This window comes from Blautia sp. CGZ-1-C1, from assembly GCF_056504575.1.
The window spans coordinates 1-26,284 of sequence record NZ_JBWLUT010000089.1 but is presented as its reverse complement, the minus strand read 5'-3'; the positions used below and the strand labels follow the sequence as shown (position 1 = coordinate 26,284).

General features: G+C 42.8%; 23 protein-coding genes and 1 riboswitch. Of the genes, 14 read left to right on the top strand and 9 right to left on the bottom strand.

The window, feature by feature from the left end; translation table 11 throughout:
* Positions 1–495 precede the first annotated feature (495 nt).
* The 4 genes from ltrA (at position 496) to udp (ending at position 4,587) form a co-directional block, all read left to right on the top strand.
* Positions 496–1,773, top strand: a complete 1,278-nt coding sequence (gene ltrA / locus AC058W_RS07255; protein ID WP_479389898.1) for a group II intron reverse transcriptase/maturase — start codon at positions 496–498, stop codon at positions 1,771–1,773.
* Positions 1,774–1,890: 117 nt separating this feature from the next.
* Positions 1,891–2,655 carry an RNA polymerase sigma factor RpoD gene (locus tag AC058W_RS07250; RefSeq protein ID WP_479389897.1) on the top strand — a complete coding sequence of 255 codons (765 nt, stop codon included), beginning with the start codon at positions 1,891–1,893 and terminating at the stop codon, positions 2,653–2,655.
* Positions 2,656–3,028: 373 nt separating this feature from the next.
* Positions 3,029–3,634, top strand: coding sequence for an NAD(P)H-dependent oxidoreductase (locus tag AC058W_RS07245; RefSeq protein WP_181977733.1), 606 nt, complete (start codon positions 3,029–3,031; stop codon positions 3,632–3,634).
* A gap of 164 nt (positions 3,635–3,798) precedes the next feature.
* Positions 3,799–4,587 (top strand): uridine phosphorylase, encoded by a 789-nt coding sequence (udp, locus tag AC058W_RS07240; RefSeq protein WP_117677447.1) that lies wholly within the window; start codon positions 3,799–3,801, stop codon positions 4,585–4,587.
* On the opposite strand, the gene AC058W_RS07235 is transcribed toward udp, so the two are convergent.
* Both AC058W_RS07235 and AC058W_RS07230 read right to left on the bottom strand, forming a co-directional pair.
* Entirely contained in the window at positions 4,547–4,987 is a 441-nt protein-coding gene (locus AC058W_RS07235) for a DMT family transporter (RefSeq protein WP_117677448.1), read from the bottom strand. The two genes, udp and AC058W_RS07235, sit on opposite strands and share 41 nt — an antisense overlap.
* A 13-nt stretch (positions 4,988–5,000) precedes the next feature.
* Complete coding sequence (locus AC058W_RS07230) at positions 5,001–5,423, bottom strand: DMT family transporter (protein ID WP_479389896.1); 423 nt, start codon at positions 5,421–5,423, stop codon at positions 5,001–5,003.
* Between the two features lie 404 nt (positions 5,424–5,827).
* On the opposite strand from AC058W_RS07230, the gene AC058W_RS07225 reads away from it, so the two are divergent.
* The 5 genes from AC058W_RS07225 (at position 5,828) to AC058W_RS07205 (ending at position 12,257) form a co-directional block, all read left to right on the top strand.
* Positions 5,828–7,246 (top strand): ADP-ribosylglycohydrolase family protein, encoded by a 1,419-nt coding sequence (locus AC058W_RS07225; protein WP_118137993.1) that lies wholly within the window; start codon positions 5,828–5,830, stop codon positions 7,244–7,246.
* Positions 7,246–8,376: a BMP family lipoprotein gene (locus AC058W_RS07220; RefSeq protein ID WP_479389895.1), complete on the top strand. Its 1,131-nt coding sequence runs from the start codon at positions 7,246–7,248 to the stop codon at positions 8,374–8,376. The genes AC058W_RS07225 and AC058W_RS07220 overlap by 1 nt, the downstream gene beginning before the upstream one ends.
* A 371-nt stretch (positions 8,377–8,747) precedes the next feature.
* Entirely contained in the window at positions 8,748–10,277 is a 1,530-nt protein-coding gene (locus AC058W_RS07215) for an ATP-binding cassette domain-containing protein (protein WP_207658825.1), read from the top strand.
* A complete protein-coding gene (locus tag AC058W_RS07210; protein WP_117677453.1) occupies positions 10,270–11,334 on the top strand; it encodes an ABC transporter permease in 1,065 nt (354 codons plus the stop codon). Before AC058W_RS07215 ends, AC058W_RS07210 begins: the two co-directional genes overlap by 8 nt.
* A 2-nt stretch (positions 11,335–11,336) precedes the next feature.
* Complete coding sequence (locus AC058W_RS07205) at positions 11,337–12,257, top strand: ABC transporter permease (protein ID WP_117846266.1); 921 nt, start codon at positions 11,337–11,339, stop codon at positions 12,255–12,257.
* 115 nt (positions 12,258–12,372) lie between these two features.
* On the opposite strand, the gene AC058W_RS07200 is transcribed toward AC058W_RS07205, so the two are convergent.
* Positions 12,373–13,272, bottom strand: a complete 900-nt coding sequence (locus tag AC058W_RS07200) for a PfkB family carbohydrate kinase (RefSeq protein WP_479389894.1) — start codon at positions 13,270–13,272, stop codon at positions 12,373–12,375.
* An 82-nt stretch (positions 13,273–13,354) separates the two neighbouring features.
* Between AC058W_RS07200 and AC058W_RS07195 the strand changes: the two genes are divergently transcribed.
* The 3 genes from AC058W_RS07195 to AC058W_RS07185 all read left to right on the top strand — a co-directional run bounded on the left by AC058W_RS07195 (position 13,355) and on the right by AC058W_RS07185 (position 16,089).
* Entirely contained in the window at positions 13,355–14,659 is a 1,305-nt protein-coding gene (locus AC058W_RS07195) for an amidohydrolase family protein (RefSeq protein ID WP_117677464.1), read from the top strand.
* Between the two features lie 125 nt (positions 14,660–14,784).
* Entirely contained in the window at positions 14,785–15,489 is a 705-nt protein-coding gene (gene deoD / locus AC058W_RS07190) for a purine-nucleoside phosphorylase (RefSeq protein ID WP_117677456.1), read from the top strand.
* Between the two features lie 219 nt (positions 15,490–15,708).
* The gene (locus tag AC058W_RS07185; RefSeq protein ID WP_117677457.1) at positions 15,709–16,089 is read left to right on the top strand and encodes a metal-dependent transcriptional regulator; all 381 of its coding nucleotides are present in this window, start codon (positions 15,709–15,711) and stop codon (positions 16,087–16,089) included.
* 187 nt (positions 16,090–16,276) lie between these two features.
* On the opposite strand, the gene AC058W_RS07180 is transcribed toward AC058W_RS07185, so the two are convergent.
* From AC058W_RS07180 to AC058W_RS07155, 6 genes are all read right to left on the bottom strand, one after another.
* On the bottom strand, positions 16,277–17,203 hold the full coding sequence (locus tag AC058W_RS07180; protein ID WP_117677465.1) for a DMT family transporter: 927 nt from the start codon (positions 17,201–17,203) through the stop codon (positions 16,277–16,279).
* A gap of 314 nt (positions 17,204–17,517) precedes the next feature.
* Positions 17,518–18,894, bottom strand: a complete 1,377-nt coding sequence (locus AC058W_RS07175; RefSeq protein ID WP_119244337.1) for an NCS2 family permease — start codon at positions 18,892–18,894, stop codon at positions 17,518–17,520.
* A gap of 54 nt (positions 18,895–18,948) precedes the next feature.
* Positions 18,949–20,226 carry an amidohydrolase family protein gene (locus AC058W_RS07170; protein ID WP_479389893.1) on the bottom strand — a complete coding sequence of 426 codons (1,278 nt, stop codon included), beginning with the start codon at positions 20,224–20,226 and terminating at the stop codon, positions 18,949–18,951.
* Between the two features lie 75 nt (positions 20,227–20,301).
* Positions 20,302–20,397, bottom strand: a riboswitch (purine riboswitch).
* 119 nt (positions 20,398–20,516) lie between these two features.
* Positions 20,517–20,891 (bottom strand): BlaI/MecI/CopY family transcriptional regulator, encoded by a 375-nt coding sequence (locus tag AC058W_RS07165; protein WP_479389892.1) that lies wholly within the window; start codon positions 20,889–20,891, stop codon positions 20,517–20,519.
* Positions 20,892–21,021: 130 nt separating this feature from the next.
* Positions 21,022–22,170, bottom strand: a complete 1,149-nt coding sequence (locus AC058W_RS07160; protein ID WP_117677461.1) for an AI-2E family transporter — start codon at positions 22,168–22,170, stop codon at positions 21,022–21,024.
* Between the two features lie 277 nt (positions 22,171–22,447).
* A complete protein-coding gene (locus AC058W_RS07155) occupies positions 22,448–23,674 on the bottom strand; it encodes an argininosuccinate synthase (protein WP_008706208.1) in 1,227 nt (408 codons plus the stop codon).
* 460 nt (positions 23,675–24,134) lie between these two features.
* On the opposite strand from AC058W_RS07155, the gene argC reads away from it, so the two are divergent.
* Positions 24,135–25,175, top strand: coding sequence for an N-acetyl-gamma-glutamyl-phosphate reductase (gene argC, locus AC058W_RS07150; protein ID WP_479389891.1), 1,041 nt, complete (start codon positions 24,135–24,137; stop codon positions 25,173–25,175).
* A 306-nt stretch (positions 25,176–25,481) separates the two neighbouring features.
* Positions 25,482–26,284 (top strand): bifunctional ornithine acetyltransferase/N-acetylglutamate synthase (locus AC058W_RS07145; RefSeq protein ID WP_479389890.1); only part of this gene is annotated, 803 nt, incomplete at its 3' end.

Here is a 26,284-nt window from a genome sequence, read left to right as displayed (position 1 = left end):
TCAGTTCGCCCGGCGCGAACGTTATTCTTAAAGGTGAAAGTCCTAAGTGTGCCCGTTAGCGGGAAGCACATAGCCAACATGGCAAGGGTGTCCACTGTAAGGTGGAATCTGAAGGAAGCCTGCGGCAAACCATTGGTCCGACGGACAGAAATCATGTATAAGGCTTACAGTTCGGATAAGACTGCTGAATAAGTTGAAGTCCAATAGCTAACGTAGAACTGGTAGTAGACATGGCGGATAGATGATGGGAAAGATAGCGTATTTTAACCGGGGAGATCCTATGGGTGGTCTCATTTGCCATAGTAACAACGAATCATAGGAAGTCAGCAGATGTCATAGTAGCGAGGAAGTCCGGGAAAGCCGGATGGAGCAAAGGACAGAACAGTTAATCAGCTGGAGTACGTCCTAATTGAGAGTTTTAGACGAAACACATGCCGAGAGGAGTACCACAAGTACTAAGTGGTCGGAACTCACGAAAAGGAAAGGAAACAGCGCATGGAGGAACAAGGAATATTTATAGAACGCATTCTGTCAAATGAAAACATGAATCGTGCCTACAAACAGGTGAAAAAGAATAAAGGTGCGGCAGGAATAGACGGAATGGAATGTGCCGATTTGCTTTCTCATTTGAAAGTAAATGGACAGCAACTCAGAGAGAGTATAAGAAATCAGTCATACAAACCAATGCCAGTAAAGAGAGTGGAAATCCCTAAAGCAGACGGAAGCAAACGAAAACTTGGAATTCCAACTGTCACAGATCGTGTGGTACAGCAAGCAGCTACACAGGTATTAACACCTATATATGAAAGAAAATTTCATGAGAACAGCTATGGATTCAGACCTGGAAAAAGTGCACAGAAGGCAGTACTAAAAGCAGTTAAATACATGAATGAAGGATATAACTGGGTCGTGGATATTGACTTGGAAAAGTTTTTTGATACGGTAGAACACGACAAGTTAATATCTGTTTTGAACAAAGAGATTAAGGATGGAAAAATACTTTCGCTAATCCGAAAATTTCTAGTAAGTGGAGTTATGGTTGGAGAACAGATAGAAGAAACAGAAATCGGAACCCCACAAGGGGGAAATATTTCACCGCTTCTCGCTAACATACTGCTCAATGAATTGGATTGGGAACTTGAAAGCCGAGGACTTAAATTTGTACGATATGCAGATGACTGTATTATTTTTGTCAAAAGCGGAAAAGCTGCGGCAAGGGTAATGGAATCGGTCACGAAGTATATTGAAAATGTTCTGCGGCTGAAAGTGAACAGGGGCAAGAGTAAAATAGGGAGACCCACAGAAATACAATATCTGGGATTTGCCTTCTATTATCAGTTTCAGGAAAAGAAATATAAGATAAAAGTCCCTCAAAAGTCATTGGATAAGGTAATGAAGAAAGTCAGAAAATTAACGAGCCGCAAGTGGGGTGTAAGTAACTCATATAAAGCCCAAAAGATAGCGGAAGTGGTAAGAGGCTGGATCAATTACTTTAAAATTGGCTCAATTCTTACAGCAACCCAAAGACTCGATACGGTTATTAGGTACAGGTTCAGAATGTGTATATGGAAACATTGGAAAAATCCTAAAACCAGATATAGAAATCTGATAAAACTGGGTGTTAGTAAAAAGAATGCAAAAAGTGCGGCAGGATTCCATGGATATGCTCGGGTTTGTCGTACAGAAACTATTTGCTATGCAATGTCAAATGCACGTCTGAAAAAGTTCGGATTACTCTCAGCAGAGGAATATTTTTGTCAAACAAGATGTTAAGTTAACTGAACCGCCGGATGCGGAACCGCATGTCCGGTGGTGTGAGAGGTCGGCGGCGAAAGCTGCCTCCTACTCGATCGATGTTAGATAGAATACAGATATAAGGAGATTACTAGTATGGATATACGGAAATTTCAGCAGAAGCTCACAGAGATCTGCGAGCTTGGTGAGAAAAATGGAAAAGTGCTGAAACCGGCACAGATAAAAGAATGTTTTGGGGAACTGGATCTGGATAAATCACAGCTGATCAAAATTTTACAGTATCTGAAATTAAAAGGCATTACGATTGAAGGCGCAGAGGCACTTGCGGCGGCGCCACAGGAAGAACATGAAGAGGAATCCGCACAGAGCGAAGAGAAAGTACCTTTAACACCGGAAGAGGAAGTTTATCTGAAAGAATATCTGGAAGGGTTAGAGGAACAGGAGCAGGGAACAAGAAGTGCTGAAGAGCTTTTTGCACTGCTTTCTCAGGGAGATGCTATGGCACAGGCAGAACTGTCACAGAAATATCTGCGCGTAGCAGCCGAAATGGCGGTTGAAATGAACTGTGAGGAGATTTTCATCGCTGATCTGATTCAGGAGGCAAATATCAGCCTTCTGATGGCTCTTGGAGAGGAAGAAGCGGCCCGGAAGGATGAAAACTGGCTGCTTGGACGTATCCGTGCGGGAATACGCAATGCGATCGAAGAACAGACACAGAGAAAGTTTGAAGACGATTATCTGGTGGCAAAGGTTGAAAAACTGGAATCAGCGGTACGTGAGCTCACAGAGGGTGACGATGATGAAAATGCTAAGTTCAGCATAGAGGAACTGGCAATCATCCTTGATATGGATGTGGAAGAAATTCGTGATGTTTTACGCCTTACAGGAGATGATAAATAATATGATACCAGGGTCAAAAGGTCAAAAAGCTGTTCGTGCTTGCACGATAAAGCTTTTGAACTTGGGACCCGCCAAATATGAGGAAGTAGCGATTTACGCAGTAAATCAGCGGATTCCGAATATTTGAAGGATTGCGGGAGCAGCACAGCTGCGGAGCAATCCGTGATATCAAGTTAGGGTCAAAAAACCTTTTGACCCTAACATCATATCATGATGTTATATGAAAATGTTGGTATGCAAAAAAAAATTAGCACACCAACATTTTTTTGCGTTTCCGCGTATTTCATAGTTGTAAAAGAATCTGAAAACCTGTATAATTGTATGTAAAATAATAAGACTTAAAAACAAATATGAAAAAACAGGAGGAAATGTTTTGAAAAAAACAATTCTTGTGATCGATGCGTGTGTCCGCAGGGAAGAATCCAGAACTAAAAAGCTTCTGGAAGCAGCACTGGATACAGTGAGAAAAGAACATCCAGACTGGAATCTGGAAATTCTGAATCTGATGGATCTTGACTTGATGTACTGGAAAACAGAGACATTAAAAGAGCGTGATGAGCTTCTGGCTAAAAAAGAATACGATGCACCTGTATTTAAATACGGAAACCAGTTCCGGGAAGCGGACGGGGTAATCGTGGCGGCACCTTTCTGGGATCTGAGCATTCCGGCGGTCCTGAAGGTTTATATTGAGAATATTTCCGCAGAAGGCATTACATTTGGATGTAACGAGAGTGGATTGTATGGCCTCTGCAAAGCGAAATGGCTACTTTTCCTTACTACCAGAGGAGGAATCTGGGCTGACAGCGACATGGAGCAGGGAAGCACTTATATGGAGGCACTGTGTAAGTTCTTTGGAATTGATGAATATGCGTGCGTCTATGCGGATGGAATTGATGTGCAGGAACTTGATGGAGAAGAGATTCTTCGTGAAGCGATAGAAGAGACAAAGGGAATATGTACGCGTCTTTCCTGCGAATGAATCAGTTATTTGTCAAAACATATCGTGGGTGGCGTGTGAACAGGAATGATATTACCGGGAACAACAACGGCATATAGGATAAGCGTATTAAATATAGGAATATAGAAAGTTGGTAAAATTAATAAAAGTAATAACAGAAATAAAAAGGAAAGAGAGGACAGGATATGGTTTATTCAGACAACGGAAGAGCATTTCATATTGATGTAGCACCGGGAGAGGTAGGCAAATACGTTCTTATGCCGGGAGATCCAAAGAGATGTGCGGCGATTGCCAAGTATTTTGATGATCCGGTACAGATTGCAGATAAGAGGGAATTTGTAACTTATACCGGCTATCTGGACGGAGAGAAAGTCAGCGTGACTTCTACCGGAATCGGCGGACCGTCCACTGCTATCGCTCTGGAAGAACTGGTACAGTGTGGGGCAGATACTTTTATCAGAGTCGGAACCTGCGGTGGAATGGATCTGAGCGTAAAAGGCGGTGATATTGTCGTTGCAACAGGATCTATCCGTATGGAAGGCACAAGCAAGGAATATGCACCGATTGAATTTCCGGCAGTGCCGAATCTGGAAATAGTGAATGCGTTGGTAGATTCTGCAAAAGAGATGGGATGTAATTACCATACAGGAGTGGTGCAGAGTAAAGACTCTTTCTATGGACAGCATTCCCCACAGACAAAACCGGTAAGCTATGAACTTGAGAATAAATGGGAAGCATGGATAAGACTTGGATGTCTTGCGTCAGAAATGGAATCAGCGGCGCTTTTTACAGTTGGTAATTATCTGAGAGTACGCTGTGGAGCAGCTTTTCTGGCGGTTGGCAATCAGGAGAGGGCAAAGAAAGGAATGGACAACCCGCAGTGCCACGACACAGACATGGCTGTGCGCGTGGGTGTGGGAGCGTTGAGACTTCTTATTGCTCAGGACCGTGCGAAATCCGATTGTCCCAGATAATTCCGGCAGCAACAAGAACGATACCGAGAAGCTTTTTAAGACTGATATTCTGGAACATCAGTGCATCAAAGAGAATGCCTGCGGTTAACTGACCGACCAGCAGGAGAATGGTGGATTCCATAACCTTGAGGTGAGAGAGTGTGATCATGGAAATAATAAATGCTACGATTCCGAATGCACCTCCAAGGTAAGCCCACCAGGGTGCCTGACTAAAAGAGTACAGATTTACGGAAAATCTGGAGGATACCAGCAGGAGTATAAAAGATAACACGCTGGCAACGATATAGTTAACAAGAGAACCATTATTTGTTCCCAGGTATTTGGTACAGCGGTAGTTGATCATTTTAGAAATGACGGTTGCACATCCGTTTACGAATGCCAGAGTAAGTACAAATGCCATGATAAAACTCCTTTCATGAAAGATTGATGATGATCAGACCGACTAAGATCAGAACAAAGCAGGGAAGACGCTTCAGATTGAACGGAATCTTTGGAACGCCGAACCAGCCGAAGTGGTCGATCACTGCAGAGATCACAAGCTGTCCGGTGACGGAGAGACATGTCATTACGGAAACTCCGAGTGCTCCGATGCAGTAACTGGAAGTAACAACCAGAAAGATGCCAAAGAATCCGGCAGAATACAGGTACCATGGCATTCCGGAGATTTTTAATTTCTCATGGCAGTACAGTTTCATGTATAAGATCAGAAGAATACCGCCAACTGCATGAACGACAAGGCTCATGCCAAACATTCCCACATAATCTGTGAGCATACGGTTCAGACTGCCCATAGCAGACTGGCAGGCACCTGCAAACAGAGTAAAAAGTGCGTACATAAATAATTTCCTCCTCCTAAATAGTGGATGTTGTGAGAGTTTTGCTCATCAAAAGTTACCGGACACAAAGAGAACAGTTACCATCAAAACATCATATCACGCTATTATACAAGAAAAAAATAGCGCTTACCAGTTCTTTCGGACAAAATTTATTGATAATTATCGGTTGTTGTTATCGGAGGTCCATATTTTCTGCATCGCGAAGCGTGTTACTGAGAACGCAGTGAATAGTAACCTATATTATGGAAAAGTACATCTTTTGTCTAAAAAAGGGTGGAAATTCTGATAAAAGTACGTTACAATGGGTATGTTAAACTAAAATGTGAGTAAAACTCTCACTTTTCTGTTAGTACAGATTGCAGAATGAAATTTTCAAGTACTTTTTAAAAGGAGAATTTAATTATATGAAAGCATGGGAGATGGCGCAGAATATTTTCTGGAACGCACAGCCTGTGATTCGAAGCGAAGAAGAGCAGACATGGACAGATAATGTAGATGTATCTGGTTTCTATGATGATAACCTGTCTCTTGACTGGGGCAGTAATGTACCGGGTTCAGGAGCACCGGAGAAAATCATGGTAGCTGCGGTTCAGGCTTTGGAGAACAGAGGATATCAGGTCAGTGAGAAAGGGTATCAGCTTTTGCAGGATGGACTTTTGGCACATGCAAAGAAAGATTTTGTGAAGCTCCATCAGATTTCAGCTTTACTTCGCAGAGAGCTGACAAATGCGGTAAAAGATGATACATCACCATACTGGAATTACAGATATTATCACTCTTTTGAGGAGTATGAAGAGCAGGTTATTTTTCCGAAGGCGGTTACGGTAGACTGCACAACTTCGGAATTTGAAGAGAAAATTCACGCAGGGTGGCTTGCACAGATGATTGGCGGCGCCATGGGAACTATGGTAGAAGGCTATACCAGCGAGAATTTAAAGAAAACTTTTGGAGATGTAGAGGAATTTTTAAGAGAACCCAATACATATAATGACGATATAACCTTTGAACTTGCATTTCTGGATGCATTTTCAAAAAAAGGATACGAGGTCACATCAGAGGATATTGCACTTGCCTGGGTAGGACTGATCCCGTGTGGATGGTCTGCCGAGGAGCTTGCTATCCGTAATATTAAGAATGGTATTTTTCCACCGGAGAGCGGTACACACTGCAATCCGTTTAATGAATGGATCGGAGCTCAGATGAGGGCCGGTGTATGTGGTATGACAGCACCGGGAAGACCTTATATTGCAGCGATGCTTGCGTGGCGGGACGGAGAAGTTTCCCATGCAAATAACGGGATTCTGGGAGAAGTTTTTAACGCAGTAATGACTTCGCTGGCGTTTGTGGATGACGATATCCGCAGCGTGGTGAGAACTTCTATACAGATGATTCCGAAAGACAGTGAATATTATTCGGTGATCTCTTACGCGTATGACTGCTGTATACGTTATGAGAACTGGCAGGATGCATTATATGCATGTATGGACAGATACAAAAAATATAACTGGATCCATGCGTACCCTAATGCGTGCTGTGAGATCATCGCATTAATATATGGAAACGGCGATTTTCGCAAGACGCTCCATATCATTACCATGTGTGGCGTTGATGTGGACTGCAATGCGGGAATGATCATGCCGCTTCTGGCAATTCAACAGGGAATGAAAGCCATTCCCCCTGAACTGATCCATCCGGCATTTTCCAGGCTGGACACCTATATGAGAGGAGAATACAGAACCATTTCTCTGCAGGACTTAGTTCAGGAAACAGTAAAGAGCGTTAAAAAGGCTGAACAGGCAAAAGGAAAAGGAGGAACTAAATAATGAAGAAAAAATTAGTAGCAGCAACTCTCACCGCATCAATGATCCTGTCCATGGGAGTAGCAACCGTACCAGTTATGGCAAAAGACGATGGTGAGCCATACAAAGTAGCACTTCTGCTTAACGGAACTCTGGGTGACAAATCTTTCTTTGACTCTGCAAATGCCGGAATGGAAGCACTGCAGGAAGAACTTGGAGAAGACAAGTTTACTTACAAAGTAGAGCAGATGGGAGCTACATCAGCAGATGAAGCAAAATGGGAGCCTACAATGTATGATTACTGTGATGATGGTTCTTATGATATGATTATCTGCGGTACTTATCAGATGCTGGATGCTCTTACAAATGCAGCGAATGATTATCCGGATCAGAAATTCATCTTCTTTGATGAAGCTTTTGATTACAGTGCAGGCGGTGAGGACAATGTATACAACGTAATGTACAAACAGAACGAAGTATCCTATCTTCTGGGCGCTATGGCTGCAATGATGACTACAGATGATTCCCTTGATATGATCGATCCTTCCAATAAGATCATCGGATTCCTTGGTGGTATGGACAACTCTGTTATCGAGGACTTCCTTGTTGGATATATCCAGGGTGCAAAGGATATCGATGGAGAAACACAGGTTGCTCTTGCTTATGTAGGTAACTTCTATGATTCTGCAGCAGGTAAGGATATGGCTCTTACTCAGTACCAGAATGGCGCAGACGTAGGATTCAACGTAGCAGGAAGTGCAGGTCTCGGACAGATCGAAGCCGCTGTAGATGCTAAGAGATATGCGTTTGGCGTTGACTCTGACCAGGCAGCAGTTCTTCCGGATTACGCAGCAAACATTCCTACATCTGCTCTTAAGAACGTAGGAAACTCTCTGGTACGTGCAATCAAAGAAGATATAGATGGCGAGCTTCCATACGGTACTCTTGAATATCTCGGACTTGCAGATGGCGGTGTTGAGCTTGTGGAAGACGAGCATTATGAAGAAGTAGTTCCGGAAGACATCCGTACAAAAATAGAAGAACTGAAACAGGATATCATTGATGGTAAGATCACAGTTCCGACTACTCTTGGCGATAATGCAATGAGCCCGGATGATGTTCAGGCACTGATCGATTCTGCAAAATTAAGCTAAGGGCAAAAGTTTTTTTGACAATAACATCGTTGAACTGAATAATGAAAAAACGACCAGGCCTTGGGCCGGCAATATATTAGACTGTCTGATAATGGAGACACCAAATATATCAAGATGACAAGCAAAGGTGCGCGTCATGCTGTTTCGCATGATGCGCATTCTGTGTCTTGCAGTGAATGATTTGCTTATAGTTCGTAAAGATGCAGATTACAAAGCCCTTGTCTGATACAAGGTTTTGGTCAAAGATGAGCAATGATATCAGGTTCCAAAAGCGTATCGTTCAAAAGTAAAATTTTTGAGTTTTTTGAACCTGATATATGTGATAAATAAGAAACGAGGTGAACAGATTGGGTAATCAGACTGTATTACAGATGAACCACATTATGAAAATTTACGGTAATGGTGTGGTAGCCAATGAAGATGTATCCCTTGAGCTTCGTAAGGGGGAGATTCACGCGATGCTTGGAGAGAACGGTGCCGGTAAGAGTACGTTGATGAAGGTACTGTTCGGACTGGAAGCACCTGATCAGGGCGAGATTATTCTTAAGGGACAGCCGACAACGATCAAATCTCCACAGGACGCGATCAGCAAGGGGATCGGTATGGTCCATCAGCATTTCATGCTGGTACCTTCACTTACGGTTGCCGAGAACATTATCCTGGGAGTTGCGCCTAAGAAAGGCCTGTTCATTGATATGGACAAGGCAGTCAAGGCTGCAGAGGACATTGCGAAGGAATATAACTTTGACATTGATGTCCGTCAGAAGGTAGAGGAGATTCCGGTAGGTATCAAACAGAAGGTTGAGATTCTGAAAGCTCTTTACAGAGGTGCGGAGATTCTGATCCTGGATGAGCCGACAGCCGTACTGACTCCACAGGAAACAGATGAGCTTTTCATTCAGTTAATGAAGCTGAGAGAGAAAGGACATACGATCATCTTTATTTCCCATAAGCTGGATGAAATCAAGAAGATCTGCGACCGTGCGACAATCATGAGAAACGGACGCAGCATGGGAACATACGATGTAAAGGATATTTCCACACAGGAGATGTCACGTCTGATGGTGGGAAGAGAAGTATCTCTGAAATTTGATAAGAAAGAACAGCACCTTACCGATGATGTATTTATGAGAGTCCGTAACCTGACTGTACATAATGCACAGGGTGTCTTGAAGGTAGACAATCTTTCCTTTGACCTGAAGGGCGGAGAAATCCTTGGCATCGCCGGAGTTGAGGGTAATGGACAGAGTGAACTGATTGATACACTGACAGGTCTTAATAAGAACTACAGTGGTGAAGTTAAAATCAAGGGTGAGGATATCACGAAGGATTCTATTGAGGATATCCGAGAACTGAAACTTGCACATATCCCTGAGGACCGTATGACTTCCGGATGCGCAGGAAACCTGAGCATCATGGAAAATATATTTTCCAACCAGTATAAGGATAAAAAATTCTCCGGAAGATTTCTGCTGAAACGTAAGGCAATGGAGCAGAGAAGTGATGAGCTGATCAAGGAGTATATGGTTAAATGTAAATCCAGAAAGCAGAACGTTGGAATGCTTTCCGGTGGAAATATTCAGAAGGTTATCGTTGCCAGAGAATTTTCTACAGGTCCGGATATCATTATTGCGAACCAGCCGACACGTGGTATTGACGTAGGCGCCGCTGCATTTATCAGAAAGAGACTTCTGGAGTTTAGAGATGCCGGATGTGCAGTTATCCTGATCTCAGCAGACCTTACAGAGATTTTCTCCCTGAGTGACAGACTTGCTGTTATGTATAAGGGCAAATTTGCCGGATTCTTTACTGACGTGGAGAATGTAACAGAGGACGAGCTTGGTCAGCATATGCTGGGTATCAAGCATGATGATGTACTGGAGGGAGTTTTATATGAATAGTGCAAAAAGATTTGATATGGTGAGGACCGTTTTTTCCGTCCTGATCGCACTTGCCATTTCTTTTGTGATTATCTTCCTGGTAAGTGATCAGCCGCTGGAAGCAATTAAATATTTGCTGATCGGTCCTTTTACAAATAAGAGAAGTATGGGTAACGTAGTGGAATCCATGATTCCGCTGATCTTCACAGGTACTGGTGTCTGCATTATGTTTTCTGCAAACCAGATCAACCTGGCAGGTGAGGGTGCATTCCACATCGGTGGTCTGATCGCTTCCTGTGTGGCTATCAAACTGACTGCCACTTTTGTATCTCCGTTTATGGCACTTCTTTGTGCCGGACTGGTAGGTGCACTGTTTACAGCAATCCCTGCTATTATGAAGATTACAACGACAGCATCTGAGATGGTTTCATCCCTGATGATCAACTATCTGGCGTTATATTTTGGAAACTATATGTTAAATAATGTAATCGGTGACCCGAAAGCGAGTGCTGCTTCTTATAAACTGGCAGACGCTGCCGAGCTTCCGGTGTTGATTCAGGGAACTCGTGTACATTTAGGTTTTATCATTGCAATTGCAGTGGCTGTTCTTGGATATTTCTTCCTTTACAGAACAAAGACAGGATATGAACTCCGTCTTGCCGGTGAAAATGAAGAATTTGCAAGATACTCAGGAATCAGTATTGTGAAAGTTATCATGATCTCCCAGCTTCTGGGTGGTTTTGTTGCAGGTTTAGGCGGTGGCGTGGAAATGCTCAGCCCGATTTACGCAAGATTTACCTGGACTTCTCTGTTAGGATATGGATGGGATGCGATCATTATCTGTACACTTTCCAAAAAGAACCCATTGTATACACCTTTTGCAGCTTTGTTCCTTGCTTATCTGCGTACAGGAGCTTCTATCATGGCACGAAGAACAGACGTTACACTGGAGATCGTTCAGATCACACAGGGTATCATTATCCTGCTTGTAGTTGCTGAACAGTTCCTGAGCAAGTATAAACATAAGATCATTGCAAAAGAAGCAAAAGCAGCACTGAAAGATGAGGAGGCGGTATAGGTATGTGGAGTGCGATTTTATCCCCTGACTTTTTTTCAACGATTTTAAGATCGGCAACTCCGATCCTGTTTGCAACCCTGGCAGCCGCTGTTGCAGCGAAAGCTGGAATCTGTAACATGGCTCTTGAGGGAATCATGCTGTTTTCTGCTCTGTTCGGAGTTATTTTTTCATCACTGACTCATAGCGCATGGCTGGGACTTCTGATCACTATGGTGATTGGCGGACTGATTGGTCTGATCCTTGCATTCTTTATCCTGAATCTGAAGACGGATGAGATTCTGGCAGCTATCGCTATTAACCTGACGGCGACTGGTGGAACTGTATTACTTTTGGTTGCAGTATCCGGAGACAGAGGTGTTTCTTCTTCTATCCGAAGTGTGTCTGCACCGTCAGTAGTGATTCCGTTTATTGAGAAGATTCCGTTTATCGGAAGTGTTCTTTCCGGACAGAATATTCTGACATGGTTTTCTATCCTGGCAGTGATCCTGCTTCATCTGTTTCTGTATAAAACACCTCTGGGACTTGCAATCCGTGCAGTTGGCGAGAATAAGAATGCAGCAGAATCCGTAGGTATCAGCTCAAGAAAGATTCAGTACATCGCACTGATCATCAGTGGTGTGCTGGCAGCGATGGGCGGTTTCTATCTGTCCGGTGGATATATGAATATGTTCACAAAGGATATGGCGGGCGGCCGAGGCTTTATTGCTCTGGCAGCAGCAAGCATGGGTGGAAATACTCCGATTGGTGGTTTCCTCGTATCCCTGCTCTTTGGTATTGCACAGGCGGTTGCAAACGTTATGCAGCTTACCTCCGTTATGCCATATGAAATTATCCTGATGGTACCTTATCTTACAACTCTGGTCGGACTTGGTGTTTACTATTATGGACAGAAAAAGAAAAAAGAGCGTCTGAGTGGTAAGTAAAAAGAAGAGTAATAAAGTAACAGGTGAAAATGTGTCGCCTGAATGCTTTAAGCAAGAAAATCCCTGCTTATATTGCGGTATGGCAATAAGCAGGGATGCTTGTATACGGGATACTTCAAAAATTTAGTTTTGCAAATTCCTCATCCGGAAGAATAGCGGATGGAGTTGACACAACAGCAGAGGAAACACGGTTTGCCTTTGCGATAGCATCATGTAAGCTGTCTCCATTTTTCAGACAGGCGATGACAGAGCCGATGTGTGAATCTCCTGCCCCGATGGTGTCTGCCTGAGTGGTTGGTACCGGCGGGACGATTTCTTCGGTAGTTCCGTCGAAATAATAGCATCCTTTTTCGCCGAGGGTGATGATCACGGTGTTATGCGTCTTGCTATAGAGGTATGCACCGGCTTCTGAAACAGATGATTTCTGGCTGACTTCCAGTGCTTCTGTCTCATTAAGGTGCAGAATCGGTGAGAGGTTGTAAATGCGATTTACAAGAGCAGGATCAATGACAGTGAGTCGTGGTCCAGGGGCGAAGAAAACAGTAAGTTCCGGATTCTTTTCCAGGAACTCTACGACATTACTTCCGGTAGTTTCTTCAATTTCAAGACCACAGATGTATACAGAATCAATTTCTTCTGTATCAATAAGGTTAAACCAGTCTTTCTGGAAGAGATATTCTGCGCCATGATAGGAGATGAAGGTGCGTTCGCCGCTTTTCTCTACGAAACAGTAACAGCAGCCATTGTCCATGTCAGAAGACGGGATAGGGCTGGAGATTCCTTTTTTCTTTAATTCTTCCCTTACGAAATATCCGTAGACTCCTGTGCCTACAGGAGAAAAAAGAATGTAAGGAACCTGAAAGTGACGGACGGAATCAGATACATTATAAGCGCATCCGCCCAGAGACATATGCTGGCTGCGGACGTGGACATCTTCTCCGGTTGTGGGGAGAGAATCAACAAGATTTACAATAACATCTACAACAGTAGAACCAATAATCAGTGCTTTTTTCATGATGGAAAACTCCTTTTGGTGTAATTATGAGAAATATGCTACCACACATGGATTTTACTGGCAATATAGAAAGGGTGAATTTATGCAGAAAACAATTTTACTTCAGAGTGCAGGGATTCTGGATGAAGAAGCGAAATGCACACTGAAACAGAATGTTTATATTAAAGATGGAAAAATCTTCAAGATCGTTGCAGAGAATGAAGATGACCACTCTGTTGTGGCAGATGAGACGATCGACTGCAGCAAATACTTTGTGAGCCCAGGTCTGGCAAATCTTCATACTCATACCGCTATGAATATTTTTAAGGGAATTGCAGAGGACGTAACTGCAGATGCCTGGTTTAATGAAATGATCTGGCCATATGAGAGCAAGATGACGGATGATGATGTTTATATTGGAACATTGATGGGAATCTCTGAGATGATCAATAATGGTGTGACTGTTTTTGCAGATCACTATTTCGGAGAGGAACAGGTTCTGAAAGCTGTAAAAGAGACAGGAATCCGCGGAGACCTGGCACCGACATTATTTGGTATGACTCCTGGTTTTCACGAGCGTCTGGCGCAGGTAAAAGAATTTATTCTGGAGCATAGAAATGATTCAGATAAAATCGCATTTCATATGGGACCACATGCCAATTATACCTGCCCGTCACCGACTCTGAAAGAAATCATTGATGTGGCTAAGGAACTGGATCTGCCAATTCATCTTCATGTATCCGAAGAAGATGTACAGGTCGAGAAAGCCAGAAAAGAAACAGGGATGACACCGTTTGGAATTCTTCATGAGGCGGGCGGATTTGACTGTAAGGTGCTGATTGGACATGGACTGTGGATCGAAGAGGATGACCTGAAATATTTAAGAGATGATACCTGGTTTGCATTTTGTCCTAAGACCTATATGAAGCTGGCTTCTGGTAAGGGTGGATTCTTTGATCATTATAAGAAGTTAAACTATGGTTTTGGAACAGATGGAGCGGCAAGCTCTAATACGCTGAATCCGATGGAGCAGGCGAGACTTTTTGGACTGCTTGGAAAGTATCAGGACAGAAACTCTGCAGCATATACAGCTGAGGAAATCTGGAAACATCTGATGGCAAGCCACCAGGCATTTCCGTTTGGAAGCGGAAGAATGAAAGAGGGAGCACCGGCTGATCTGGTTATCTGGGATCTTTACCAGCCGGATACATTCCCATTCTACAACCCGATTTCATCGATCCTTTACAGCAGCAACAGTCAGAGTGTAAAATATACTATGGTAGCAGGTGAATTCCTGAAATATGATGGTAAGCTGAAAATGGATACAGATGCGCTGACAAAAGAAGCAATCCGTTTACAGAAAGATCTTCTGGCGAGAGGCAAGGGAAAAGCGGAAGTTACTTACTAAAATAAATATGTACTTCATGGCAGTGAAAAAATGTTCATGTTATGGAAAAATGATTGTTCATTTTATTTTTTGAAACATTTTAAATGCTGCTATAGAGATAAAAAACAAAAAAGGAGGAAATGACTATGTGTATTCCAACACCACACAATACTGCAAAGAAAGGTGACATTGCAAAGAAAGTTCTGATGCCGGGAGATCCGCTGCGTGCGAAATATATCGCAGAGACATACCTGGAGAATCCTGTATGCTTTAATACAGTAAGAAATATGTTTGGTTATACCGGAACATATAAAGGAGAGCAGGTATCCGTTATGGGCGGTGGAATGGGTATGCCGTCTATGGGTATTTACAGCTATGAGCTTTACAATTTCTATGATGTAGAGAAGATCATCCGTATCGGTTCTGCCGGTGCTTTACAGGATGATGTAAATGTAATGGATGTTGTAATCGCTATGAGCGCATGCACAGATTCTAATTATGGAAGCCAGTATCAGTTACCGGGAACTTTTGCACCGACTGCAAGCTATAATCTGGTTGCGAGAGCAGTAGAGGTTGCAAAGGAACAGGGAACTCCGGTTCATGTAGGTACGGTTGTATCTTCTGATGTGTTCTATAGTGATAATCCGGAAACTTCTAAGGCATGGAGAAAAATGGGCGTTCTTTGCGCAGAGATGGAGTGCGCAGCGCTGTTTATGAATGCTGCAAGAGCTGGTAAGGAAGCGCTGGGTATTCTTACTATTTCTGACCATATGTTCAGAGAAGAAGCGATTTCTGCAGAGGCTCGCCAGACTTCCTTTAATAAGATGATGGAGATTGCGCTGGGAATCTAATCTAAGTGCAATGACAGTTAGAGTGACAGGAAAGCCCCTTGGCTGGTATGTGGTATATCAGACAGGGGGCTTTTTACAACATAATTAATCAAAATAAGTAGCGAAAGCAGATTGTGAACAGTAATAGTGTGGGTGGTTAATGACGACTGTTCTCAAGAAGAATAATTGAAAGTTCTCTCATTTTGTGTTAAAATAAAAACAATATGGGAGGTATTTTGAATGCAAATTAGAAAATCGGCGGAGGATTATTTGGAGACAATTTTAGTGTTGTCTAAGCAGGGGGGCGGTGTTCGTTCCATTGATATTGCAACGATGCTTGGCGTATCGAAACCGAGTGTGAGTCATGCGATGAAGCTGTTACGTGAGGATGGTTATATTGCAATGGACCGTTATGGCACAGTGACACTTCTGGATAAAGGGGCACAGATTGCGACTCATATTTATGAGCGCCATACAGTATTAAGTAAAATGCTGGAGCATCTCGGAGTGAGTCCGGAGATTGCGAAAGAAGATGCGTGTAAGCTGGAACATGATCTGAGTGATGAGAGCTTTGCGAAGATAAAAGAGCACTTCCACAAGGTAATTGGGGAAGTTGAGTAGCAGATAAGAAAAACGATATGAAAAGTTGTCTGTGGAAAGATATCGTATGCTTTTAAATAATAAATCGGAAAGAAATCAATAAGAAACAGATTTCTTTCCGATTTTTATGTATGTATTAAATGATGTAAATTTTGGCTTTGGCTGCAAAAATCAGTCTCACTTTCGATTGCCCGTTTCTTTCAAAGTATTATGCAGATTGCTTCTGTGGAAGCTGTGCAAGTATGATCGCAGCAAACATGATGATGCATCCAAGGATTTCTTTTGCGCTTAACTGCTGGCCGAGGATGATCCATCCGGCTAGGACAGAGATGCAGGATTCCAGACTGAGTATCAGGGATGCTATGGTTGGGTTCATGTTTTTTTGTCCGATGATTTGCAAGGTGTAGGCTACTCCGCATGACATAACACCTGCGTAGAGGATTGGCTGCCATGCTGCCAGGATGGATGAGAGTTCCGGATGCTCAAGGAGCAGAGCGGGAATGCCGGAAAGGATACCACATGTCAGGAACTGAATGCAGGAGAGTTTTACTCCGTCTACTTTTGGAGAAAAGTAGTCGATGACCAGTATATGCAGTGAAAATAGAAATGCGCATACCAGTACGAGCAGATCTCCTTTTCCGATAGAAAATCCATCTGTGATGCACAGGAGATAAAGTCCGATCAGAGCCATTGCAACGGCAGCCCAGATAAATTTCGTGCATTTTTTGCCAAGGAACAGTCCGATGACAGGGACGATCACAATATAACAGGCAGTGATAAAGCCGGCTTTTCCGACGGTTGTATACTTGATGCCAAACTGTTGGAAATTGCTTGCCAGACAGAGGCAGATACCGCAGGCGATACCGCCGATAATCAGAGCTTTTTTCTCCTGCATATTGGATACAGTATTACTTGAGGTGTCAGATCTGCCAGATGCTTTGGAAGCAGAATTAGAAGGAGAGTTTCTCTTTTGCAGAATAAAAATCAATGGAATCAGAACGACTGCTCCGATAAGGGAACGGACGGCATTAAAAGTAAAGCCTCCTACGTATTTCATTCCTACGCTTTGAGCCACAAAAGCGATACCCCAGATGATCGCTGCGAGAAGCAGGAGCAGGGAATTTTTTAAAGGGATCTGTTGTTTTTGCATGATGTGTGTAATCCTTCCTTATATTAATGTGTAAATAGAATGTATAAAATGTGGATAAAACAAAATATTTATTCATTCAGTGTGGACAGAAGCACTGAAATTTTGTAACTGTTCAGTGCCCTCATAGTTATAAAATGTTTCAAATGTATTTTAAGAGTGCCGGTGCCTTATTGACCTGAAAATAAATAAACACTTTCATAATTATACATCATAGATGTAAAAAGAGAAAGAAGATTGTAGAAATAAAAAGAAGCCTCTGCAGGAGACTTCTTTTTGTAAATGTGTATCTGATATAAATATCAGATAAAGATATATTTCAAAATAAACAGTACAGCGAGCACATACATCAGTACACTGATCTTCTTTTCTTTTGCTTTACCTGTAACAACATTGATGATCACATAGGAGATAACACCCATGGAGATACCTTCAGAAATGCTGTACAGGAATGGCATTGCGATGATCGCGATAAATGCCGGGATTGCTTCAGTCATGTCGTTGAAGTCAATCTTGGTTACTGATGTGAGCATCAGGAATCCAACGATGATCAGAGCCGGTGCTGTGGCAAAGGACGGGATTGCCAGGAAGATCGGGGATAACAGCAGTGATAATCCGAAAAGGATGGCTGCTACCAGGGAAGTAAGTCCTGTACGTCCGCCTTCAGCAACACCGGAAGCACTCTCTACGAAAGTAGTAACTGTGGAAGTACCACACATAGCACCTACTGTAGTTCCTACAGCGTCAGAGAGAAGAGCGCCCTTGATGTTCGGAAGTTTGCCTTCTTTGTCAAGCATATCAGCTTTGGAAGCAACACCGATCAGGGTTCCCAGAGTATCAAACATATCTACAAACAGGAATGCAAACATAATGACTACGAAATCAAGTGTGAAGACAATGGAGAAGTCCATTTTCATAAATGTGGGAGCCATGCTTGGAATGGAGATTCCGTTTGAAAAATCAGGCAGGAGGCTGAACCAGCCGGCTGCAGGATCAGGTTTGTAAAGTCCTGTCAACTGACAGATAATGCCAAGTCCCCATGTGATCAGGATACCCCAGAGAATGTTTCCTTTTACACCCTTAACAAGAAGGATGGCAGTGATCAGAAGTCCGATCAATGCAAGCAGAACAGTGATTCCCTCAGTATTAAATGTTCCGCCGGATACGGAAGATTTAAAGGAAAATACGCTTACCAGAGTAGAGTCATTGTTAACTACGATCTTTGCATTCTGCAGTCCGATAAAGGCAATGAAAAGACCGATACCGACGGATACTGCATGTTTCAGGTTCATTGGAATAGCGTTAAAAATCGCTTCACGCACATTGGTGAGTGATAAAAGGATAAAAATAATACCTTCTACAAATACAGCTGCCAGTGCCTGCTGCCAGTTGTATCCCATGCCAAGAACAACTGTGTATGCAAAGTAGGCATTTAAGCCCATGCCCGGTGCAAGAACGAACGGGTAGTTAGAAAGCAGTGCCATCAGGCAGGTGGCAATAAAGGATGACAGTGCGGTCGCTGTAAAAACAGCTCCTCTGTCCATGCCGGACGCTTCCAGAATGTTTGGGTTTACTGCCAGAATGTAAGCCATTGTCATGAAAGTAGTGATACCGGCCATAACTTCTGTTTTTACGTCTGTGTGGTTTTCTTTGAGATGAAACATTTTGTCAAGGTTCATAATCTTTCCCCCTTTTAAATTTAAAATTGCCGTCGGGCTCTGTATTTCCTGCAGTTACAGAATCTTTCTTCCGGCTACATATTTAGCGGTAATATTGCGATCATCGGAAAGGTAGATCAGTCTTTCAAGTCTGTCCTTCGGAGAGAGCTTCAGTGGAGTTGGAATAGTGCTGTCATTAAGCACAACCGCATCAAATTCATACCCCTCCTTAAAGCTTCCAACCTTTCCAAAGAAGGAACCGCCTCCTTCTGTTCCCATATAAAAGGCTTCTTCAACAGTGAGCGGCTTCATGGAAGAATCAACCAGCCGCCAGTACAGCTTGGAAACCTGAATAGCATCAGCTATGGCACGCAGAATAGAAACGGAAGTTCCACCTGCAATGTCAGAGCCCAGTCCGATGTGTAAACCTTCATCCAGATAACGTCTCGCAGGAGAGATACCTGAGGCGAGATTTGTGTTGGACTGCGGACAATGAGCAATATAAACGCCCTGCTTCTTCATAAGGGCAATTTCTTCATCCGAAGAATGAACGCAATGAGCCATGATCGTCGGACAGTCACCGCCGAAAAGATCGAACTGGCTATAGGCTTCTCCATAAAAATGTGTATTCGGACAAAGCTCTTTCACCCAGGCAATTTCACCGAAATTCTCAGAAAGGTGTGACTGCATCGGCAGATGATACTTTTTCTGAATCTCTGAAAGCTTCTCCATCAATGCATCAGAACAGGATGGAGTAAATCTCGGAGTAAGAATTGGCTTTACATTTTCAAACTTATCAAGCGTATCTTCAATCCACTGAACCGTAGCATCAGCAGAAACCTGAGCACTCTCTTCCTGCAATTGCGGAGAGCCGTTGCGGTCCATATTTACCTTTCCGACCATAGCTTTTATTCCGGTTTTATCCAGTTGTTCCATCAGGATCTCGGTAGCGGGGACATGCAGAGTTCCGAAAATACATGCTCTTGTATTCGGGCTCTTCTTCATATCCTCAGCGAAAATAGAATAAGCCTCTTTGGCAAACTCCGTATCTTCATAACGCGCTTCCTGTGGAAAAGTATAAGTATTCAGCCAGTCCAGCAGCTCCAGATCCATACCCGAGGCACGAAACGTATACTGCGGAGCATGAAGATGCAGATCAGTCAGTCCCGGAATGATCAGCTCATCACCAAAATCTGTGCATGAGATTCCTGCAAATTTCTCAGGAAGCTCATCAAACACCCCTGCACATCGCCCATCTTCACATACCAAATATCCATTTTCAGTGATGGAAAGTTCCGTCAGAGAATTACTGTAACAAATAGTACCCTTTAATGCAAAAATCTGTTTGTTCATAATCATACCTTCTTTCTTTGTGATTAAGGAAAGGCAAAAAAAATCTACCGATGCTGCCTTTACCTCATGCTATCCCTATGTGGACACAGAACTTATAGACAACTATTACGGTAGTTGGTAGAAACATCCAACCGATTATGGACATATATAAGTTTCTTGCTATTGTTTATAAAATGATTATAAAATATTTAGAGTTGACTGTCAATTCTTTTGATGATTTAAATTAATTAAAAAAACGGCACGGTCTACTTTTTTATGACCATGCCGATTTTACTCATTGCGTTTTATGATTATTTGTTTTCTAACTCCGCACGTTTCTTATTAAGAAGTTTCTGGAGCTGTTCGATTTCTTCTACTGTGATTCCATCGGATTCCAGAAGCGCTGTCATCATTTCTACCGGGCTTATCTTTCTGCTTTTGGCATTTCCTTTTAAGTAATCCTCTCTTGAAAGAAGAGGGGTATAATTTCTTGCATAGACCTTGCCGTTCATAGAAGTTCCTGCGACTTTGATAATGTTCTCTTTTAAAAGAAGCTCTAGGCATCTTCGTACAGTTGGCATTTTCAGCTCCGGTGCAATGTCATTGATCTCAAAAGCAGACAATGGTCTTCCTTCTTCCCAAAGCACATTCATAATATCATAACGTTTACCTTTTAAGATGTCCATCTTAAGATCTCCTTCCATTTTTAACCAGATATTACTATAATAAAGAAATATCAGATTAATTACAATTACAGAGACCTTACACTGAGTTACAGTCCTTTTACAAAATTATCTCAATCAGTTGATAATTTCGTCATAAAACGAGTTGCTTTTTCTCGAGTCGTGCATATACCCACTCTCTGAAAAGTGTGTAGATTACAGAGACTGTCGGGATGAAGATCAGCATTCCCACAATTCCCATCAGGCTTCCGCCGAGAGTTACGGCTACCAGTACCCAGATAGATGGAAGTCCTACGGAACCGCCTACCACATGAGGATAGATCAGGTTACCTTCAATCTGCTGTAAAATAAGGAACAATCCAAGGAAGAGGACTGCTTTTATCGGGCTTACCATCAGGATCAGGAAGAAAGCAACCCAGCATCCAATGATTCCGCCGAATACAGGAATTAATGCTGTAAAGGAGATCAGGACTCCAACCAGCATGGCATATGGGAAGCGCAGGATTGTCATAGATACGAAGAACATGCTTCCGAGGATGACTGCTTCTATGCACTGGCCTGTAATGAAACTGGAAAAGATTCTGTTTGCCAGATTCCATACGTGTGCCAGATATCTGACCGGCTTTTCCGGGAATAATGCGTACATTGCTTTTTTTATCTGCTGCATGAGTTTTTCTTTCTGGAGAAGAACATAGCAGGCAAAGACAAAGCCGATGGAGACATTCATGGCTGTTGTGAGGAGTCCCATGGTAATTGATACGGTGGATGAAACAATGTTGTTGACTCCGCTTTTGAGTACGCTGAGTACGGAATCGATCATTTTGCCGGGCTCAATGTTAAGGGACTGGGTCCATTTCACAATTTCCGGGTTGTTTCCGGATACGTTATCAATCCATTTTTGGAATGCAGGGATGTTTTCCTCGATTTTCTTTGCGATATTTACAAATGTTGAGCCGAGCTCCGGGACTACTACCAGCATAACGATTATGATTATGCAGATTACGAAGCCGATGGAGAGCACAAGACTGATGGGGCGGGCTAATTTTTCGGCCGCTTTTTTCTTTTGTTCAAGGGCTTTGCCGAACAGGTGGTGTTCTATGAATTTCATTGGGACATTCAGGATGAATGCGATTCCGAAGCCGATGATGAATGGGAATAAAAAGCTAAGGAGGACTTTGGCGGTGTTGATGACTATGTTCAGGTTCTGGACGCCGAGGTATAGGAGAACGGCGAAGGCTATGAGCCATCGGATTTTTTTCATGGTTTCTTTGTCTAGCTGCATTGGCGGTGATTCCTTTCTTTGATTGTATATAGGGTTGGAAGTATTGTAGCATATTTTGAAGATAAAAGGGACGCTTAGAAAAATATTTTATTTCCTATGCGGTTTCGGCATCTAAGGGATTGCTATAAGCCATCCGAAATCTGCTAAAAGCATGAGAAGAAAAGTCTGGATTACTCGCTGCGCTCAGATAGAGGACTTATTTTGGGAGTTTGAACATTATAAAAAAGAACAGCCAGACGGATCAAAATCCTGTCTGGCTGTAATAGGTTCTGTTTAATTATTTCTTGTTCTGCTCAACTTCTTTTAACATCATAGCACGAACTTTCAGTGGAAGTCCGAATAGTGTGATGAATCCGTCTGCATCATGGTGGTCATAGAGGTCACCTGTTGTGAAGGATGCAAGAGACTCGTTGTAGAGGCTGTATGGAGAAGTTGTACCGGCTTTGATGATGTTGCCTTTGTACAGTTTGAATTTCACTTCACCTGTTACATATTTCTGTGTGGACTCAACGAATGCCTGAATTGCCTCGCGAAGCGGTGTGTACCATTTTCCTTCGTAAACAACCTGAGCGAACTGGCTGCCAAGTTTCTTCTTGGTTTCCATTGTCTCGCGGTCAAGTGTAAGTTCTTCGAGCTGTTCATGAGCTGCCATAAGGATTGTTCCGCCAGGAGTCTCATATACGCCACGGGATTTCATACCAACAACACGGTTTTCAACGATGTCAACGATACCGATACCGTTCTCGCCACCTAATTTGTTGAGCTCTGTGATGATCTCGGAAACTTTCATTTCTTTGCCGTTTAATGTTTTCGGAACACCCTGCTCGAATGTCATTGTTACTTCTGTTTCTTTATCAGGAGCTTTCTCAGGTGTAACGCCTAAAACAAGCATGTTGTCATAGTTTGGAGCCTGGGAAGGATCTTCCAGTTCCAGACCTTCATGGCTGATATGCCATAAGTTTCTGTCGCGGCTGTAGCTGTGGCTTGCATCGAATGGAAGGTCGATTCCGTGAGCTTTACAGAATGCAATCTCATCCTCACGTGACTGCATGGTCCATTTGTCTGTCATACGCCATGGAGCGATGATCTTGATGTCAGGAGCAAGAGCTTTGATGCCAAGTTCGAAACGGATCTGGTCATTACCTTTACCTGTAGCACCGTGGCAGATAGCAACTGCGCCTTCTTTACGTGCAATCTCAACTAATTTTTTAGCGATTGCCGGACGGGCCATGGATGTACCAAGGAGATATTTGTGTTCGTATACAGCACCTGCCTGTACACATGGAACGATGAAGTCATCACAGAATTCATCTACGATATCTTCAATATATAATTTGGAAGCACCGGAAAGCTTTGCTCTTTCATCCAGTCCGTCCAGTTCGTTTCCCTGACCGCAGTTTACGCAGCAGCAGACAACATCATAATCAAATGTTTCTTTTAACCATGGGATTAAGGCTGTGGTATCAAGACCGCCTGAGTATGCTAAAACGACTTTTTCTTTCATGATTGTATTCCTCCTGAAATTGGATTTTATTATTTTCCTGATTTGTAAAAATTTCCTGAGATATCCGTTTGCCGAAAGTAAATGAATAGGTCGGGAGTTCAGCGCATTATTTTTGAATAAATGCGGTAATTTCTGATTGAAATTTTTGAATAAATATTCAATGCGGAACAAGTTGATTTCGTGTGATTCCGCTTAACAAGTGATAATATACACCTTTTTTTATAAATATGCAATAGAAAAATGCAAAAAAGTTTTATCTGCTTTTGCATAAATATGCAACATAATATAGGAAAAGACAGGGGGAAATCTGTGAAGTGAAATAAAATCCATGTAAAAACATTGAAAAATGACTATTGCATATTATGCAGGTAAGATGTATAATTAGTCCAGCACTCTGATAGAGTAAAGTTTTACTATGAAATGAAGATCGCCGGATGAGGCGAAGATGGAGGAAATTATTATGATTAAAGCAGGAATTATCGGTGCCACAGGATATGCAGGTAACGAGATCGTGAGACTGCTTCTGGGACATAAAGATGTGGAAATTGCGTGGTATGGTTCAAGAAGTTATATTGACCAGAAATATTCAGATGTTTACCAGAACTTTTTTAAACTGGTAGATGCCAAATGTATGGATGATAATATGGAAGCATTAGCTGATGAAGTGGATGTGATCTTTACAGCAACTCCGCAGGGACTTTGTGCTTCTTTAATTAATGAAGGAATTCTTTCCAAAGCGAAGGTAATCGATCTGAGTGCGGATTTCCGTATTAAAGATGTGAAGAAATATGAGAAATGGTATGGTATCGAGCATAAAGCTCCACAGTTTATTGATGAGGCGGTTTATGGTTTATGTGAGATTAACCGTGAGGATATCAAGAAAGCCAGACTGATCGCGAATCCGGGATGTTACCCGACATGTTCTACACTTTCTATTTATCCGCTGATCAAAGAGGGGCTGATCGATCCGTCTACCATTATTATTGATGCGAAGTCCGGTACTTCAGGAGCTGGACGTGGAGCGAAGGTTGCTAATCTTTTCTGTGAAGTGAATGAGAATATTAAGGCTTATGGTGTTGCAAGCCACAGACATACACCTGAGATTGAGGATCAGCTTGGTTATGCGTGCGGTAAGGAAGTGCTGATTAATTTTACACCTCATCTGATTCCTATGAACCGTGGTATTCTGGTGACTGCTTATGCTTCTCTGACTAAGGATGTTTCTTATGAAGAAGTGAAGGCGATTTATGATAAGTATTATGAGAATGAGACTTTTGTCCGTGTACTTGATAAGGATGTTTGTCCGCAGACTAAGTGCGTGGAGGGAAGTAATTATGTGGATGTGAACTTTAAGATTGATCCGAGAACTCACAGAGTTATTATGATGGGGGCTATGGATAATCTGGTGAAAGGGGCTGCGGGACAGGCTGTGCAGAATATGAATCTGATGTTTGGATTTAAGGAGGCTGAGGGACTGCTGCAGGTGCCGATGTGTCCGTAAGTTAAATGAAAAGGGGACGCTCCGGAAATTATTTGTTTTTGAACGCGGTTTCGGGGCTTAGTAACTCTAAAGTGTTCAGAAATTTGCTAAAAAGCGTGGAAAAAAAGCTCAAACTCGCTGCGCTCAGACAGTGAGCTTTTTTTCCACAACCAAATTCCTGAGCACTAAGAGTTACTACAGTCCCTGCAAATGCGTTCAAAAACAAATAATTTCCGGAGCTGACTTTTCCCATGAACTGGTTGGGCGACTGCGCAGGGGACCTGCGGCAGTCTGGGGAAGTTGTGGAGATGTAAGGAGGATTTGATTATGAAGATTATAGATGGTGGCGTTACGGCGGCTAAGGGATTTCAGGCAGCGGCTGCTGCGGCTGAGATTAAGTATAAGGGCAGAACGGATATGGCTATGGTTTATAGTGAGGTGCCTTGTGTGGCGGCGGGGACTTTTACTACGAATGTGGTGAAGGCTGCGCCTGTTAAATGGGATCAGGATATTGTTTATAATCATCCGTCTGCGCAGGTGGTGATCTGTAACAGTGGTATTGCCAATGCATGTACTGGTGCAGAAGGGTATGGTTATTGTAAGGAGACTGCGGTTGCGGCTGCGGAGGTTTTGAATGTGGCTGCGGACAGTGTGCTGGTTGCTTCTACCGGTGTTATTGGTATGCAGGTTCCGATTGACCGTATTAAGAATGGTGTGAAGATGATGGCTCCGAAGCTGGATGGTTCTCTGGAGGCAGGTACTGAGGCTGCGAAGGCGATTATGACTACTGATACTAGGAAGAAGGAAGTTGCTGTTCAGGTTGAGATTGGTGGTAAAACTGTTACGATTGGTGGTATGTGTAAGGGTTCGGGTATGATTCATCCGAATATGTGCACGATGCTTGGTTTTGTGACTACGGATGCGAAGATTTCCAAGAAGATGCTGCAGGAGGCATTAAGTGAGGATGTTAAGGATACCTACAATATGGTTTCTGTTGATGGAGATACTTCTACTAATGATACAGTGCTTCTTCTGGCCAATGGTCTGGCTGAGAATCCGGAGATCACAGAGAAGGGTGAGGATTACCAGACCTTCAAAGCTGCGCTGAATTATATTAATACTACTCTGGC

Coding starts and splice junctions, on each gene's coding strand:
- AC058W_RS07165 (WP_479389892.1), bottom strand. CDS start 20,891: ATGGACATCTTAAAAGGTAAACGTTATGATATTATGAATGTGCTTTGG.
- AC058W_RS07195 (WP_117677464.1), top strand. CDS start 13,355: ATGCAGAAAACAATTTTACTTCAGAGTGCAGGGATTCTGGATGAAGAA.
- AC058W_RS07205 (WP_117846266.1), top strand. CDS start 11,337: ATGTGGAGTGCGATTTTATCCCCTGACTTTTTTTCAACGATTTTAAGA.
- AC058W_RS07230 (WP_479389896.1), bottom strand. CDS start 5,423: ATGTACGCACTTTTTACTCTGTTTGCAGGTGCCTGCCAGTCTGCTATG.
- AC058W_RS07175 (WP_119244337.1), bottom strand. CDS start 18,894: ATGAACCTTGACAAAATGTTTCATCTCAAAGAAAACCACACAGACGTA.
- AC058W_RS07170 (WP_479389893.1), bottom strand. CDS start 20,226: ATGAACAAACAGATTTTTGCATTAAAGGGTACTATTTGTTACAGTAAT.
- AC058W_RS07185 (WP_117677457.1), top strand. CDS start 15,709: ATGCAAATTAGAAAATCGGCGGAGGATTATTTGGAGACAATTTTAGTG.
- AC058W_RS07210 (WP_117677453.1), top strand. CDS start 10,270: ATGAATAGTGCAAAAAGATTTGATATGGTGAGGACCGTTTTTTCCGTC.
- AC058W_RS07160 (WP_117677461.1), bottom strand. CDS start 22,170: ATGCAGCTAGACAAAGAAACCATGAAAAAAATCCGATGGCTCATAGCC.
- AC058W_RS07235 (WP_117677448.1), bottom strand. CDS start 4,987: ATGGCATTTGTACTTACTCTGGCATTCGTAAACGGATGTGCAACCGTC.
- ltrA (WP_479389898.1), top strand. CDS start 496: ATGGAGGAACAAGGAATATTTATAGAACGCATTCTGTCAAATGAAAAC.
- udp (WP_117677447.1), top strand. CDS start 3,799: ATGGTTTATTCAGACAACGGAAGAGCATTTCATATTGATGTAGCACCG.
- deoD (WP_117677456.1), top strand. CDS start 14,785: ATGTGTATTCCAACACCACACAATACTGCAAAGAAAGGTGACATTGCA.
- AC058W_RS07225 (WP_118137993.1), top strand. CDS start 5,828: ATGAAAGCATGGGAGATGGCGCAGAATATTTTCTGGAACGCACAGCCT.
- AC058W_RS07200 (WP_479389894.1), bottom strand. CDS start 13,272: ATGAAAAAAGCACTGATTATTGGTTCTACTGTTGTAGATGTTATTGTA.
- AC058W_RS07215 (WP_207658825.1), top strand. CDS start 8,748: ATGAACCACATTATGAAAATTTACGGTAATGGTGTGGTAGCCAATGAA.
- AC058W_RS07155 (WP_008706208.1), bottom strand. CDS start 23,674: ATGAAAGAAAAAGTCGTTTTAGCATACTCAGGCGGTCTTGATACCACA.
- AC058W_RS07250 (WP_479389897.1), top strand. CDS start 1,891: ATGGATATACGGAAATTTCAGCAGAAGCTCACAGAGATCTGCGAGCTT.
- argC (WP_479389891.1), top strand. CDS start 24,135: ATGATTAAAGCAGGAATTATCGGTGCCACAGGATATGCAGGTAACGAG.
- AC058W_RS07220 (WP_479389895.1), top strand. CDS start 7,246: ATGAAGAAAAAATTAGTAGCAGCAACTCTCACCGCATCAATGATCCTG.